General features: G+C 56.3%; 13 protein-coding genes. 8 read left to right on the forward strand and 5 right to left on the reverse strand.

All coding sequences use genetic code 11. The annotated features are described in order from the left end of the window. The first annotated feature begins 51 nt into the window (after positions 1–51). The 8 genes from AC13CY_RS05610 (at position 52) to AC13CY_RS05645 (ending at position 9,905) form a co-directional block, all read left to right on the forward strand. A complete protein-coding gene (locus AC13CY_RS05610; protein ID WP_172514847.1) occupies positions 52–465 on the forward strand; it encodes a hypothetical protein in 414 nt (137 codons plus the stop codon). A gap of 94 nt (positions 466–559) precedes the next feature. Next, positions 560–1,930 (forward strand): TolC family protein, encoded by a 1,371-nt coding sequence (locus AC13CY_RS05615; RefSeq protein WP_483052373.1) that lies wholly within the window; start codon positions 560–562, stop codon positions 1,928–1,930. Between the two features lie 35 nt (positions 1,931–1,965). Further along, the gene (locus tag AC13CY_RS05620) at positions 1,966–3,597 is read left to right on the forward strand and encodes an efflux RND transporter periplasmic adaptor subunit (RefSeq protein WP_483052374.1); all 1,632 of its coding nucleotides are present in this window, start codon (positions 1,966–1,968) and stop codon (positions 3,595–3,597) included. Next, positions 3,594–6,719 (forward strand): efflux RND transporter permease subunit, encoded by a 3,126-nt coding sequence (locus AC13CY_RS05625; RefSeq protein WP_483052375.1) that lies wholly within the window; start codon positions 3,594–3,596, stop codon positions 6,717–6,719. Before AC13CY_RS05620 ends, AC13CY_RS05625 begins: the two co-directional genes overlap by 4 nt. A 279-nt stretch (positions 6,720–6,998) precedes the next feature. Then, positions 6,999–7,808, forward strand: coding sequence for a prolipoprotein diacylglyceryl transferase (gene lgt, locus AC13CY_RS05630; protein WP_062375626.1), 810 nt, complete (start codon positions 6,999–7,001; stop codon positions 7,806–7,808). 75 nt (positions 7,809–7,883) lie between these two features. Continuing rightward, positions 7,884–8,222 (forward strand): hypothetical protein, encoded by a 339-nt coding sequence (locus tag AC13CY_RS05635; RefSeq protein ID WP_058577545.1) that lies wholly within the window; start codon positions 7,884–7,886, stop codon positions 8,220–8,222. A 59-nt stretch (positions 8,223–8,281) separates the two neighbouring features. Next, positions 8,282–8,743, forward strand: a complete 462-nt coding sequence (locus AC13CY_RS05640; RefSeq protein WP_228169060.1) for a hypothetical protein — start codon at positions 8,282–8,284, stop codon at positions 8,741–8,743. Between the two features lie 136 nt (positions 8,744–8,879). Then, a complete protein-coding gene (locus tag AC13CY_RS05645; protein WP_427775225.1) occupies positions 8,880–9,905 on the forward strand; it encodes an APC family permease in 1,026 nt (341 codons plus the stop codon). Positions 9,906–10,173: 268 nt separating this feature from the next. Here the strand turns inward: AC13CY_RS05645 and AC13CY_RS05650 are convergent, their stop codons facing one another. The 5 genes from AC13CY_RS05650 to AC13CY_RS05670 all read right to left on the reverse strand — a co-directional run bounded on the left by AC13CY_RS05650 (position 10,174) and on the right by AC13CY_RS05670 (position 15,647). After that, entirely contained in the window at positions 10,174–10,434 is a 261-nt protein-coding gene (locus AC13CY_RS05650) for a DUF2933 domain-containing protein (RefSeq protein WP_058577548.1), read from the reverse strand. Then, positions 10,431–12,977 carry a heavy metal translocating P-type ATPase gene (locus tag AC13CY_RS05655; protein WP_044630611.1) on the reverse strand — a complete coding sequence of 849 codons (2,547 nt, stop codon included), beginning with the start codon at positions 12,975–12,977 and terminating at the stop codon, positions 10,431–10,433. Before AC13CY_RS05655 ends, AC13CY_RS05650 begins: the two co-directional genes overlap by 4 nt. A 77-nt stretch (positions 12,978–13,054) precedes the next feature. Next, positions 13,055–13,702: a Spy/CpxP family protein refolding chaperone gene (locus tag AC13CY_RS05660; protein ID WP_023004785.1), complete on the reverse strand. Its 648-nt coding sequence runs from the start codon at positions 13,700–13,702 to the stop codon at positions 13,055–13,057. A 121-nt stretch (positions 13,703–13,823) separates the two neighbouring features. Beyond that, positions 13,824–14,282 carry a hypothetical protein gene (locus AC13CY_RS05665; protein WP_044630612.1) on the reverse strand — a complete coding sequence of 153 codons (459 nt, stop codon included), beginning with the start codon at positions 14,280–14,282 and terminating at the stop codon, positions 13,824–13,826. Between the two features lie 27 nt (positions 14,283–14,309). Further along, positions 14,310–15,647 (reverse strand): APC family permease, encoded by a 1,338-nt coding sequence (locus AC13CY_RS05670; protein ID WP_089675952.1) that lies wholly within the window; start codon positions 15,645–15,647, stop codon positions 14,310–14,312. Positions 15,648–15,961 lie beyond the last annotated feature (314 nt).

The following is a 15,961-nucleotide window of genomic DNA, read 5'->3' on the forward strand; positions in this document are numbered from 1 at the left end:
AGGTAAGCGCTGTATTCTAAGCGTGTCATCAAACAGGAATGGAGAGTTAAAATGAAAATCAAAACGTCACTTGCCGCCGCAATCATTAGCGTAGTTGCCATACCAGCATTCGCAAGCCTTGGATACTCTGAATCTCAGGCCAAACAGCTGACGGAGGGAGTTACATCTAGTGAAATATTGACCAGAGGGTTTGCTCATGAGTATGTGCTCTCATTAAACGAAAGCTCCGAGGTCAAGATAGTTAGTGAGCACTTTCCTGGGTCATCAAACTTTGCGCTTCACATGAAAGCAAAACTGATGGACGCATCCGGCAATATCGTTTCGGAAGCTAATTCTGTCAATGGAGACTTCAAAATTGATGAGAGACTCGATGCAGGCGAGTACCGCTTGATTGTTTCAGGAGAGACGGGGGGGCTTGGGGATAGTGATACACACCGGTACAGTCTGCATGTAGACATTCAGTGATAAATTAAAGTTGGCCGGCTAATGCTGGCCAACAATTACTTTAAATGTTTCGTTTAATGATTTTAAAGTAATTAGTAAACGTAGTTTTTAATGTTTGATTATTTATTTTATTAAATTTTCTGTATTTTTTGAGCGTAATCCTTTTGTTTGGAGGGCCACTGTGATCAAGGCTGCATTGTTATTCAGCGGTGTCTTGGGTGTTGCCTGGATGCCAGCTATTGCTATTGCCGGAAGTGAAACGGACAGTTTGCAAAGAGCGATACAGATAGCCATTGATCAGGACCCCTGGTTAACCGGAAGTGCGTCCATTGAAGCCGCCCTTGAGAACGAGGCCATAGCGTCGGGCCAGCTCCCGGACCCTCAGGTTTCGTTGAAGGCAGGTAACCTTCCAGTCGATACCTTTGACCTGAATCAAGAGGGCATGACCCAGTTCAGCGTAGGAGTCAGTCAGAAGTTTCCCAGGGGGGACAGCCTGGCGCTTGCCAAGCAACAAAAGCAGCAGCTTGCCGCCCAACAGCCGATGTTGCGGCAGGATAGGGAAGCCAGAGTCGAGGCTACGGTTAGCCAGCTTTGGCTGGAGGCCACTCGTGCTCAGCTGAGCATCAGTCGGATAGAGCGTGATCGTAGCTTGTTTGAGCAGCTAGCGGAGGTGGCCGAGGTGAGCTATGCGTCCGCCTTCGGAATGACCCGCCAAGACGATGTGATTCGTGCTCAGTTGGAGCTGACTCGCCTGGAGGATCGCTTGACCGATCTCAGACAGCAACAAGAGGCAGAAGAGCGGCAGTTAACTGAATGGTTGGGGAGTGAGGCGATGCTACCGATAGCGGAAGACTTCCCCGAGCTTGTTTTGGTAGAGCCAAGCCTCTTCACTGACGCTGAACGTCCCAGTCGTCAGCTGTGGTATGAGCGAGTGAGGCGTCACCCTGCAGTGCTGGCATTGGAGCAGAAGATAGATGCCATGGAGACTGGGGTCGATGTGGCGAGGCAGCAGTACAAACCAGAATGGGGTGTATCGGCACAGTACGGCTACCGCGAGGACGACCCTATGGGCGGACGCCGGTCCGACCTGTTCTCTGTGGGAGTGGCCTTCGATCTACCTGTGTTCACGGAAAATCGTCAGGACAAGAATGTCGCAGCAGCGGCATCACGTCATGAAGCGGTCCGGTACGAGAGAGAAACCTTGGTTCGTGAATTGATTGCCCAGCTGGAAACCAATTGGGTTAAGTTGGCGCGCCTCGATGAACGATTAACCCTGTATACGCAACGATTATTGCCCGAGCTGAGCGAGCAGGCCGAAGCTTCCCTGAATGCCTATAACAATGACGATGGTGATTTTGCAGAAGCCGTGCGGGCACGAATTGATGAAACCAATGCGAGTGTGGAGCTCATAGGCCTGAAAGCCCAACGACTCAAGGTGATCTCGGATATCAACTACCTGCTGTCCCAAGGCACGTCTTCACGCTAACTCACGACTTCTCAAGTCTGGAATGAGACATCACGATGAATCAAATGGGTAGGTACTTTTTCGTTATATCGTTAGGCGTCCTGTTGGGCGTGTCCGGCAGTATGGTTCTGGGAGGGAAGACATTCGTCCTGAACGCAGTAGAAACGGCTATTGGAAAAGATAGTAATAAGACTGGTGGGGAAGAGAGTGGAGAACGCACTCCCCTTTACTGGGTGGCGCCGATGGATCCCAACTACAAGCGAGACAAGCCTGGAAAATCCCCGATGGGGATGGATCTAGTGCCTGTTTATGATGATCAAGACGAAGGGGACACCCCAGGAACAGTCAAGATTTCTCCTGATGTCGTCAACAATTTTGGTGTTAAAACGGGCGTTGTCGAAAAGGATACATTTGACGCCACGGTAAGGACAGTTGGCTATGTCCAATACGATGAAGACAAGTTGGTGCATATCCACCCCCGCGTCGAGGGGTGGATAGAAAAGTTATTTGCCAAGTCCGAAGGCGATCGTGTTACCCAAGGTCAACCGCTCTACTCGATCTATTCGCCGACGCTCGTGAATGCACAGGAAGAATTGTTGCTTGCAATGAACCGCGGCAACCAACGTCTGATTTCTGCCGCCTTGGAAAGGCTGCGCGCGTTACAGGTGCCCAATGAGGCTATCCAGAAGCTAAGGGACAGTCGTCAAGTGAGTCAGGCGATCATCTTGCGTGCGCCCCAAAGTGGCGTCCTGGATAATTTGCAGGTGCGTGAAGGAATGTTCGTACAGCCAGGAATGAGCATGATGAGTATTGGCGTTCTTGATCATGTGTGGGCTGTCGGAGAGGTGTTTGAGCGCCAGGCAGCGTTGATCGCTGAGGGAGATGAGGTTCGCATGACTCTTGACTATCTACCCGAACGGGAGTGGACAGGGGTGGTGGACTATATATATCCAAGTATTGATAGTGAGACGCGTACGGCTCGTGTAAGGGTGCGTTTCGCTAACGATGACCTGGCGCTAAAACCTGGAATGTTTTCTCAGCTGACCATTATGTCAAACACGACGTTGGAGGCATTGCAAATACCCCGTGAGGCCTTGATTCGCACCGGAAGCCAGTCGCGTGTCGTTCTTGCATTGGGTGATGGAAAATTCAAATCGATCGAAGTCGACGTTGGACGCGTGGGTTGGGAAACCGTCGAGATATTATCGGGCCTTGAGGAGGGCGATCGCATCGTTACGTCGGCTCAGTTCCTTCTGGATTCCGAGTCAAGTCGAACATCAGACTTTCGACGAATGGAGCATAGTGACAGTGCTGAAGAGGCCGATGAGAATTCCCTTGTTGAGACCGTATGGGTGCCGGCACGCGTCGAAGATGTCATGCCGGATCATGGCATGGTAACGCTTTCCCATGCCCCTATAGCGGTTTGGGAATGGCCGGCCATGAGCATGAATTTCCAGGCTGCTGATACGGTCAGTCTTGAGCAGCTTAAAGCAGGCATGGACGTCCATGTCGAGATTGAGCGGGTTGCAGAAGACGAATATCTCCTCCGAGACGTGCATGTAGACGATGTAGCTACCCAAGCATCCAACGATTCGGTTGTGGATCACGGCGTGGGGGGTGGCGCGAGTAGTGACCATCAAGACGGGATGAGCCATGAAGGTCATGGTGCGGGGGAGAGTAAGCAATGATTCCTGCTCTGATCCGCTGGTCCATCAGCAACCGTTTTCTCGTGCTTCTTGCTGCCGTGATTCTGGCGGGGGCGGGAATCTACTCAGTCAAGAATACTCCTATTGATGCTCTGCCGGACCTGTCCGATGTGCAGGTAATCATCAAGACCAACTACCCTGGACAGGCACCGCAGGTCGTTGAAGATCAGGTTACCTACCCGCTCACTACGGCTATGCTGTCGGTCCCCGGGGCGGCGACAGTCCGCGGATACTCCTTCTTCGGCGACTCCTACGTCTATGTGATTTTCGACGAAGACACCGATCCCTACTGGGCGCGCTCCCGTGTGCTGGAGTACCTTTCTCAGGTAGCGCCCACGCTGCCGGATAGTGCGCGCCCACAGCTTGGCCCAGATGCCACTGGCGTGGGGTGGGTCTATCTCTACGCCCTCATCGACAAGACTGGCCAACATGATCTCAGTGAGTTGCGGAGCTTGCAGGACTGGTTCCTGAAGTATGAGCTTCAGACCGTATCGGGCGTCTCTGAAGTCGCGGCGCTTGGCGGCATGGTCAAGCAATACCAGGTCGTGGTAGATCCGGAGAAACTGCGTGCCTTCGACATTCCCCTGGCTCACATCCAGACCGCTATACAGCGGGCCAACCAGGAAGTGGGCGCCTCGGTCGTCGAGATGGCCGAAGCCGAGTACATGGTGCGCGCCACTGGTTATATCCAGAGTCGTGAGGATCTTGCCAGTATCCCGCTGGGTGTGGATGACAATGGAACGCCTCTGCTGCTCAAGGATGTCGCCGACATCGGGATGGGGCCCCAGATGCGTCGTGGCATTGCCGAACTGAACGGGGAAGGTGAGACCGTCGGCGGCATCGTCGTCATGCGCACAGGAGAGAATGCCCAGAAGACGATCGATGGCGTCAAGGCCAAGCTTGAGCAGCTCCAGTCTAGCCTGCCGGAGGGGGTGGAGGTCGTGACGGTCTATGACCGTTCAGGCTTGATCGAAAAGGCGGTAGACAACCTGCTGCGTGGCTTGCTCGAGGAGTTAGCCATCGTAGCCTTGGTATGCGTGCTCTTCCTGTTCCATCTGCGCTCTGCGTTAGTGGCGATGATCAGCCTACCGATGGGCATTCTCACTGCCTTCATCATCATGAACTGGCAGGGCATCAACGCCAACATCATGTCGCTTGCGGGTATCGCCATTGCGATCGGTGCCATGATCGATGGTGCCGTCGTGTTGATCGAGAACTTGCACAAGCACATGGAGCGTACACCGCTGACGTCCGAAAACCGGTGGAAGGTGGTGGCCGACTCGGCGGTGGAGGTGGGGCCGGCGCTTTTCTTCAGCTTGCTGATCATCACTGTCAGCTTTGTTCCTGTCTTTACCCTCGAGGCCCAAGAGGGGCGGATGTTCTCGCCGCTCGCCTTCACCAAGACCTATGCCATGGCAGCCAGTGCCGGGTTGGCGGTCACCTTGGTTCCGGTGCTGATGGGCTACTTAATCCGTGGCCGCGTAATTCCTGAGCACAAGAATCCGGTCAATCGATTGCTGGTCGGGGTCTATATGCCAGTACTCAAGGCGGTATTGAGTTTCCCGAAGACGACGATCGCCTTGGTGCTGGCGATAACCCTGGTGGGTTTCTGGCCGGTCAGCAAGATTGGCAGCGAGTTTATTCCACCCCTGGATGAAGGCGACTTGATGTACATGCCGACCACTTATCCAGGGCTGTCGATCGGCAAGGCGCGGGAGCTCCTTCAGCAGACCGATAAACTGATTGCCAGCGTGCCGGAGGTGGACACGGTGTTTGGCAAGATCGGACGGGCCGACACGGCTACCGACCCTGCGCCGCTGACCATGATCGAAACATTCATTCAGCTCAAACCGCGGGAAGAGTGGCGAGAGGGGATGACCACCGACAAGCTCAAGAAGGAACTCGACAGCCTGGTGCGGATACCGGGGGTATCCAATGCCTGGGTGATGCCGATTTCGACGCGCATCGATATGCTGGCGACCGGGATCAAGACGCCGGTGGGCATCAAGGTGGGCGGAGAAGATCTCAATCAGATTCAGTCCATCGGACAGCAGCTGGAGACGATCCTTGCCGATGTTCCCGGTACTGCGTCGGTCTATTCCGAGCGGGTGGCCGGAGGTCGCTATATCAAGGTTGATATCAACCGCGCTCAGGCGGCGCGCTATGGCCTGAACATTGCCGACGTGCAACAAGTGGTGGCGACCGCTATCGGTGGTCAGAACATCACTCAGACCATCGAGGGCTTGGAGCGCTACCCGGTCAACCTGCGCTACCCACAGGATTACCGGGACTCCCCCGAGCGACTGGCCGAGCTGCCGATCGTGACCGCCAATGGGCAGCGCATCGCTCTAGCCGACGTGGCGGACATCTACGTGGAGGACGGACCACCGGCGATCAAGAGCGAGAACGCACGTCCCAACGGTTGGACCTTCGTGGATATCGAAGGCGTGGATGTCGGTACCTATGTGCAGCGCGCCATGGACGTCGTGGCGGACGAGCTCGATTTGCCCGCCGGTTATTCGGTGACGTGGTCCGGGCAGTATGAATACATGTTGCGTGCCAAAGAGAAGTTGAGCTATGTGGTGCCTCTCACATTGGCCATCATCGTGATCCTGCTCTACATGAGTTTCAAACGCTTCAGTGAGGTAGCCATCATCATGGGCACGCTGCCGCTGGCCATGGTAGGGGCTATCTGGTTGATGTACCTGCTGGGCTATAACTTCTCCGTGGCCGTGGGAGTGGGGTTTATCGCTCTGGCCGGGGTGGCAGTCGAGATCGGGGTGATCATGCTCGTTTATCTCAACCAGGCCTATCAGCAGATGCTCGAGGGCTGCCAACACAAGGGAGTACAACCCCGTCGGGAGACTCTTCGCCACGCCGTGCTGCACGGTGCTGCTCTCAGGGTGAGACCGGTAATGATGACATCGGTCTCGACCATTGCCGGTCTTCTGCCACTGATGTACAGCTCCGGCACGGGTTCCGAGGTGGTCAGCCGCATTGCGGCCCCGATGGTGGGGGGGATGTTGAGCGCAGTGATACTGACGCTTCTGGTGTTGCCCTGTGTCTACTACCTGTGGAAATGCCGCCATGTGAATCATGCATAACGTCAGGATCGACAAGGCTGGGTGGCACATTCTAGATACGCGAATGCCGTATCTCGAGGGCTCCCAGCCTAACACGAATCGTCAGTGGTACTTGATGTGAGGTGCACTAGCGATGCCCCCTGGAATTAGGTTGAATTTGCACTTCGTGAGTCAAGATTCAGTTTGTATTCAGGCCATTAGGCTATGCTGGTAGATAAGAAAGCACGCTTGGCTATTTGCTAACCCGCTGGCGTAGCGTCGAGCGATTCATAGAAGCCTGAAGGGCGCGAGGAAATTGCCATGATTGCGTACCCACAGATCGATCCAGTGGCATTTTCCCTCGGACCGGTACAGCTACATTGGTATGGCCTAATGTACGTGGTGGGGCTGACGGCCGCATGGTGGCTGGGGCGGCGGCGAGCGCACCGCCTCGGCTTGACCCATGATGATATCGGCGACCTGATCTTCTATGGCGCTCTGGGCGTCATCATTGGAGGGCGCTTGGGCTATGTGCTGTTCTACGGGCTCGACCAGCTGATAGCCAACCCCCTATGGCTTTTCAAGATTTGGGAAGGGGGCATGAGTTTCCATGGAGGTCTTGCCGGCGTGCTGGTAGCCGCCTGGCTGTTCGCTCGCCGTCACCGCCTGGCCTACCTTCAGCTGACCGATTTCATCGCCCCGCTGGTGCCGATCGGTCTGGGGGCAGGGCGTCTGGGCAACTTCATCAATCACGAGTTGCCGGGGAGGGCCAGCGACGTGCCCTGGGCGATGATCTTCCCTCCCATGCTGGGCTTGGGGCCTGAACCCCGCCATCCATCAGCACTCTACGAGTTTGCCCTGGAGGGTGTGGTGCTGTTTGTCGTGTTGTGGTGGGTGTCACGGAAACCGCAAACTCAAGGGCTTATCTCGGGTCTATTCCTGCTTCTGTATGGCACCTTCCGTTTCATCGTGGAGTTTGTGCGCTTACCCGATCCTCAATTGGGCTTCATCGCCTTTGATTGGCTCACTATGGGACAGTTGTTGACGGTACCAATGTTGGCAGCAGGTGCGTTCCTGGTCACCACTGCATGTCGTAGTCAGCGAACCATGGTTGCTACATCGGACCGATAAGCAAGACAAGTGATATGAGGTATGTCGATAATATTGGAAGAACGTTAACGATATTACAGTACGAGGAGAATTCTCATGGCACACAGAGAGCATCGGTTGGGAGTTTCTGAAACGACCTTGGTGAACCGACACTTAAAGCTTGATTCCAGCGATCTGGATGCGGTGAAAGCGGCTGTTGCAGATATTGATGAGCTATACGGGCTAGACAGTGTTTCGTTCGATGAGAAGAAACTAAAGCTTCACCTGGCCTATGATGCCTCACGTCTCTGCCTCGACTGCGTCGAAGATATTCTCGACAAATATGCGGTCGAAATCAGTCGTGGTTGGTGGAACCGCTTCAAGGAGGAGCATTATCGATTTGTCGATCAGAATGTGAAGGACAACGCCAAGAAGGAGCCTTGGAGCTGCCATTGAATGGTAGTCACATCTATACGCAAGGCTAGCCTCAGGGTAAGCGCTGCAGGAAACTACGCGTGGTCCGCTCGGCTAGGGAGCTTCATGTAGCGTTATTTGCCTTTCTGCTGAATCTTCCCTGGGAGTTTCTTCAGATTCCGTTGTATGCGGGCATGCCTGTGATGCCACATTGGGAAGCTGTGCAGGCTTGTATCCAGGCAGCCCTTGGCGATGTATTGATCACGTTGATGGCGTATTGGTCGGTGGCCGTATGGCATCGACGTCATGACTGGCTTCGGGGCTATGGGGCCAAGGAGTGCGTGGGCTTCGTGCTGGTGGGCGTCGGTATCACGGTGGCGATGGAGTGGCACGCTACGCTATTCAGTCAACGGTGGGAGTATGCGCAGCTGATGCCCCGTGTGCCGTGGTTGGGCACGGGCCTCTCGCCGTTACTACAGTGGTTGATCTTGCCGCCGTTGATGCTGTGGATGGCGCGTCGTCATCGGTTAGGTTCGGAGGTTGTATCCAAAGAAAATAATTGACTATTGGGTAGCGCATAGGTTCTACACTTTGATTTCAATGTATCTAACCACACTCTACCATTTGTCATCTGGTGAGTCTCAGAGCGTCAAGAGGGCTTTCGGTAGGGTCTGGTTTCATTCACCCAGGAGAGAGGTGATGGAGTCTATGGATAGAACGCCACAGTACAAGCAGAATAGCCTCTCACTGGTCGGTGCGATTGCCTTAGGGACCGGGGTCATGATTGGCGCTGGTATTTTTGCTTTGACGGGACAGATGGCCGAGATGACGGGAGTGCTTTTCCCGTTAGCCTTCTTGTCAGCGGCACTAATCGTCTCTTTCAGTGCTTATTCCTACGTGAAAATGTCCAATGCCTATCCGTCAGCTGGTGGTATTGGCATGTACCTCAGCAAGGCTTATGGACCAACTCTGACCACCGCTTTCCATGCGCTTTTAATGTATTTCTCCATGGTGATAGCACAAAGCTTTTTGGCGAGAACCTTTGGGTCCTACACGCTAGAGCTTTTCGATTTTGGGGATAGGTCACTGCTTGTCCCCTTATTGGGTGTTGCGCTGCTGATATCTGCATTTTTACTAAACCTCTCCGCCAACAAGCTGATTCAGGGTGTTGCGTCAGTACTCGGGTTCATAAAAATTGGTGGGATCATCTTGTTCGGGGTCGTCGGTGTCATCATCGCCGACTCGGTCGGCATGGAAACCTCGGCGTCGACGCCCGAGGGATCTCTGTCAGGCTTTCTAGGAGCAACCGCGTTGGGGATCCTGGCCTTCAAGGGGTTCACGACGATCACCAATAGTGGTTCAGAGATAAAAGATCCCCATCGCAACGTCGGCAGGGCGATCATGATCTCGATCGCCCTGTGTGTGGTGATCTATGCGCTGGTGGGCTTCGCTGTCGCCAGTAATCTGTCGCTGAGCGAGATAATCGAAACGAAAGATTATTCGTTGGCGGCTGCTGCCCGTCCTGCGCTGGGGGAGGCCGCCGTCTGGTTCACCGTCATTCTCGCCATGCTGGCCACCGCGGGTGGTATCATTGCCAGTATATTTGCGGTCTCACGCATGTTGGCAATGCTGACGGAAATGGAACTGGTGCCGCATCGTCACCCTATGCTGCGCTGGGTTTCAATGAAATCTGTCGGGAGATTTTCGACTTCCATGATCAAGTGACAGATCTCTATCGTAACTTGGTTGGCAAGGCGGAGATTCGAGTTGCTTGAATCCCTTCTTGAGCTGGAACAGCATGAAGCGATGCGCCTTGTTCGGCAGACTGGGAGGATGGACGATCTGTAAGAAAATGATGTCTGGATCTGTTATAACTGCCTGATCGCCACCCTCGGCATAACATCTGTCCTGACTGTTCCTAATGTAACGTACCAGAACGGCATCGGCATTGCGTGTCTGGCATCGATGCCGATTGTCCTGTTTTTTATATCTGCTATTCATCTCGGTCGCGCTGATCATGCCCGACATGACGGTGCATCAGGAAGTGCATGCCGAGACAGAGGGCCAGGGGCAGCAGCAGCCAGGCGCCGCTGCTCAGTGATTGCCCGCCCCACATGAACAGCAGCACGGCGCCTCCCATCAGCACCACGCAGGCGGTCATCATCCATTTATGGAGTGCCGCGGTAGGGGAAGACGGCTCTTTCTGTGATTCGGCCTCTCCCGAGGGGGGCTTGGTGGATTCTGGTCGTTTCATGAGCGGTCGCCTTTGGCTTGGACCGATGGGGTGGCAGTGGAAGGCTCTCCGCGGGGCTGCTCACGGGCGTAACGCCGCTTGAGCAGCAGCGAGTTGCCGATCACCGAGAGGGAGCTGGTGGTCATGGCGATGACGCCGATCATCGGGTGCAACAGGCCGATGGCGGCGATGGGGATGGCGGCCACGTTATAGGCGCTGGCCCAGATCAGGTTCTGGACGATCTTGGCGAAGGTGGCTCGCGAGAGATGCATGGCGTCCACCACGGCGGTGAGCTCGCCGCGTACCAGGGTCACGTCCGCCGCCTCGATGGCCACGTCGGCCCCGGCACCGATGGCAATGCCCACGTTGGCCTGCTTCAGTGCCGCGGCGTCGTTGATGCCGTCGCCGACCATGGCCACGTGGTTGCCGTGTTGTTCCTGCAGCGCGCGGATGGCATCAACCTTGCCTTCCGGCAGCACACCGGCCTGGACCTCGTCGATGCCCACCTCTTCAGCCACGGCGCGGGCGGCGCGTTCGTTGTCGCCGGTGATCATCACCACGTGCAGACCGAGATCATGCATGCCGCGGATGGCCTCCACCGACTCCTGCTTGAGGGTGTCGGCCACGGCCACTAGGCCGAGTGCCTGGCCGTCGGCGGCGACGATTACCACGGTGCGGCCCTTGCCCTCGAGCTCGCCCATGGCGTCATCCAGGGCCTCGAGGCCGGTCACGCCTTCCTCTTCCAGCAACCGGCGATTGCCGATCAGCACCACTTCGTCGCCCACCTTGCCCGAGACACCGCGCGCACCGGTGGAACGGAACTCGCTGACCTCGCCGGGTTTCACATCGCGCTCCCGGGCACCATCGACGATAGCCCGGGCGATGGGGTGCTCCGAGGCGTTCTCCACGCTCGCCGCCAGGGTGAGCAGGCGGTTTTCGTCGGCGCCTTCGGCGACGACGGCCTCGGTGAGTTTTGGTTCGCCGCGGGTGATGGTGCCGGTCTTGTCGAGCACCATCACTTTGACGTCCTTGAAGGTCTGGATCGCTTCGCCGGAGCGGATCAGGATGCCACGCTCGGCACCGATGCCGGAGCCGACCATCAGCGCCGTGGGGGTGGCCAGGCCCAGCGCGCATGGACAGGCGATGACTAGCACTGCGATGGCGGCGAGAATCGCCAGCACCGGCGTGGCGGCCTCGGGGTTCACCCAGGGCAGGAAGGTCGCACCCCAGTCGAGTATCGGTCGCAGGGCATCCGGGAATAGCGCCCAGGCCACCAGGCTGGCCAGAGCGATGGCCAGCACCGCCGGTACGAAGCGGCCGGTCATGCGATCGGCGAATTCCTGGATCGGTACCCGCGAGCCCTGAGCCTGGTCGATCAGCCGCACCACTTGGGAGAGGAAGGTATCGCCGCCGACGCGGGTCGCCTTGACCCGCAAGCGTCCCTCCTTGTTGATGGTGGCACCGATCACGCTGTCCCCGGTGCTCTTGTAGACCGGTATCGACTCGCCGGTGGCGATGGACTCGTCGAGATGGCTCTCGCCCTCGACCACCTCGCCGTCGGTGGGGATCTTGTCGCCGGGGCGCACGACCATGATGTCGCCCGGGGCCAGCTCCTTCACCGCCACCTCGACTTCCTCGCCATCGCGCTCGACGCGTGCTGTCTTGGCACCCAGGGTCATTAGGCGGCGGATGGCCTGGGAGGCGCGTCCCTTGGCGAGTGCCTCCAGGTAACGGCCCAGCAGGTGGAAGGTCATGATGGTGGCGGCCATCTCGATGAATGAGGTCATGGGGTAGACGAAGCCGACTAGGCCGATCAAGTAGGGCGGCAGGCTGCCCATGGAGATCAGCACGTCCATGTTGAAGGTGCCGTTCTTCAGCGAGCGCCAGGTCGACTTGTGGGTGGCGATACCGCCATAGAGAAACACCACCGGGAAGGCCAGCACGGCGATGATGGCCAGGTAGCCGGGAATCGGCTGCCAGAACATGTGCGGCATCATCAGCAGCATGATCAGGGTGGTGGGTACCGCAGCGATGATCAGCCGCTTGCGGGCCTGGGAAAGATAGGCCTCCTCGATCTCGGCGTCGCTGTCGGCATCCTCCGCCTCGTCGGCCTGCACGGCGGCCACCTCATAGCCGGCCCCTTCCACGGCGCGCTTGAGCGCATCGCCATCGGGGCCATCGGCGGCAATACTCACAGAGACGCGATGGCTGGCGATATTGGTGTCGATTGATTCGATACCCTCGAGCCGCTCCAGGGTACTGCGGATGATGCCGGCGCAGTGGTCCGAGCCCATGCCGGGAACGGTCAGGCGGACCTGTTGCATGCCGGTACCACCACTGACGGCGGCCACGTCGTAGCCGGCGCCTTCGACGGCTTCCTTCAAGGTGTCGCCGTCGGGCCCGCCTGCTTCGATGGTCACGCTGACATGGTGGTTGGCGATATTGGTCTGGATCTCGCCCACGCCATCGAGGCGTTCCAGCGTCTTGCGCACGATGCCGGCACAGTGGTCACTGCCCATGCCGGGGACCGTCAGGGTGATCGTGTTGGGGGGTGAATCGCTCATCGCTTGTCTCCTGTGGGCGTTGCCGAGTGGACGGCCAACAATGGCCGTCCTGTTGCCTGAGTCTGTGACACTCCCGGTCAGTGATGGGCCTCGTGGTCCTCGGGGTCGACGTCACTCTCAGGGGTGGCCTGCTGAAGCTGCTGGCGTTGCTCGTCGGTGAGCAGGTCGTTCATGGTATTTTCCAGACGCACCCTCTCGGCCATCATCTCGCCGTGAAGCTCGGCCATCCGACCGTGCAGGGCCTGGACCTCCTCAGGATCGGGGCGCTCGCCGCGCATCTCCGCCATCAGGTCCTCGCGTAGGTTCATCAGGCGGCCCATGCGCTCGAACTGGGCGGGGCGATGCTCCTGCATCAGCGCGCGCATCTCGTCGTGCTGCTCCGGGTCGAGCACCTCCCGCATCATGCCCATGCCGGCGCCTCCCATCATCGGGCAGGTCATCATCCCGCCACCCATCATGCCTTTCATCATGCCGGGCCCCATGCCGCCCTGGCCGCCACTCATCATTCCCCCCATCATGCCGGGCCCCATGTCGCCCTGGCCGCCGCCCATCATTCCGCCCATCATGTCAGGGCCCATGCCGCCTTGGCCGCCGCTGCCGCCCGTCATGCCGCTACCCTGATTGGGCTGATTGGTCGGCATGCTCTGGGCGAGAGCGATGCCGCTACCACTGGCACCGAGTGCCAGGGCGAGTCCGAGAGCGAGAGTATGCTTGCGAATTTCCATGATCCTTCTCCTAGCGAGCTGTTGGGCCCATTCAGGCCCTTTGCTGACATTATTCGGCTACGTGCTGCACAGAGGTCAATCCCATGTAACAGTGACTTTCACCTTTGTCTCGTTATGGTCTTCAGACATCGTTCATTCTCCCCGTTTGGCGAACAAGGCGCATGGCTTCGTGCTCTTCAAGTGCTAAAAGGGAATCTAAGAGCTCTTTAGCCTCAGGAATTTCCGCTTTGCCAACGAGGGTTCGATAAAGGTTTATCGTTTGTTCATGGAAATCAAAAACCTCTCGGCAAATGTCGTCAACACTTAGCGTGGAATAGGGCGCATCGCAGGTACGATGCGTACGGATAGGTTTATGCTCCAAATAGTCATAAACGTAGGTTTTTAATGCTTTCGCGTCAACAGTCTGTTCAAAGCGCGCCACAACGCGCTGCATTTCCGCTTCCTGTGCAGCTAAGTAATTGAGCAACATGCGAGCGCGCTCTTCTTCGTGTATATCGGCGCAATGAGCAAGGCAAGCTGCAAGATGCTCGTGTAACTGACGGGTCCAATCGATCAATTCACCAAAGGTTCTAACGTCCATTTGGTACCTCCTATAACGCTATTAACGTTAATGAGTGTGAGAGTGCTCGCTATCGTTTGAAGCGTCGCGTTTGGATAGGAAAATCCATTCGCCGAGTAAAAGAGTAGCCATTACTACGCCAGCAACGATGAGCACCATGGGGTCCGAAATGGCTTTTACCCATAAAAAGCCGATTAACACGACAGCATCTAGTAGTATGGCAATGCTAGGAATAACAGGATTAGCCCCCACTCTGTCCTTGAGATGACGAAGCACACCCCAGTGGATGGCCATATCCATGATCAGGTAGAAAATGATGCCTAATGCTGCGATGCGGCTCAGGTCAAAAAAAGCGGTGAGCACTAAGCCAAATACGATGGTGTACACCAGTGTATGCTTTTGTACACTGCCGGGCATGTGGAAATGGCGGTGAGGAACCAGCTTCATTTCTGTCAGCATGGCGAGCATGCGTGAAACGGCAAAGACGCTGGCGATGATACCGCCCGCCGTTGCTAACATGGCGAGAATGACGGTAAACGCAACTGCCGCTTCACCCAGTGCGGGACGGGCAGCGGCGGCCAGGGAGTAGTCTTGGGTTTCGATAATTTCAGGCAAAGATAGGTTGCTGGCAACGGCAAAACCGACAAGGGCATAGATCACCACGCATAGCGCAATCGAGATCGTGATAGCTTTGCCAAGATTCCGCTTAGGATCTTTAAGCTCCGAACCACTATTGGTAATCGTCGTGAAGCCTTTAAATGCCAGTATGCCGAGCGCCGTAGCACCTAAAAAGCCCGTTATCGTAGGCGTAGGTGCATCGTTGCCAGCACCCATTTCGATGGAGTCGGCAATAAACACGCCGACAATACCAAACACTATAATGCCACCTATTTTGATAAATCCGAGCACCGAGGCGACGGTCTCGATCAAGCGGTTGGCGGATAAATTGATCAAAAAGGCTATTAGCAGTAAACCAACCCCGAGTAGGGGCACAAATAGTGAACGATCCCCCAGGTCAAACAACTCAAGCGTGTAGGCACCAAACGTTCTCGCCAAAAAACTCTGTGCGATCACCATGGAAAAATACATCAGGAGGGCATGAAAGGCGGTGGGAAGCGTCGGGCCATACGCTTTCTGTAAATACATGCCAATCCCACCTGCTGATGGGAAGGTATTGGACATTTTAACGTAAGAATAAGCGCTGAAAGAGACAATGACGGCAGCGGCCAGAAAGGCTAGAGGAAATAGCCGACCAGTCATTTCGGCCATTTGGCCGGTTAGCGCAAAAATACCGGCCCCAATCATCACGCCGGTGCCTAATGCAACGGCACCGACCAACGAAAGACTGTTTTCTTTATATTGTGGCGTTCTATCCTGCCCAACCATGAAAGCGACTCCTTGTATTAACGGCAACCACAGCAGCAATAACTGCCGAGGACTCCTGTGCGGTGTTTTTTGATGCTATATAAATTAAAAATAGAACCTATGTGCAGCCACATGGCAAATGACTAACGGAAGGTCTGATTTTGCGAGGCCACAGGCAAGCAGCTCTTACCCTAACCTGAATCCGTGAAGCCGGCGCCGACACTTTCCCTATCACCGCCAGCGAGCACTTTTTGATCATTCGCCCCGTGCAAGTTGGCTTTCGCAAGCCCGTTATTGCCAAAACCCACCGTGCTGATCGGTGCTGACGGCCCGTT

Source organism: Vreelandella sp. L-15 (genome assembly GCF_056857635.1).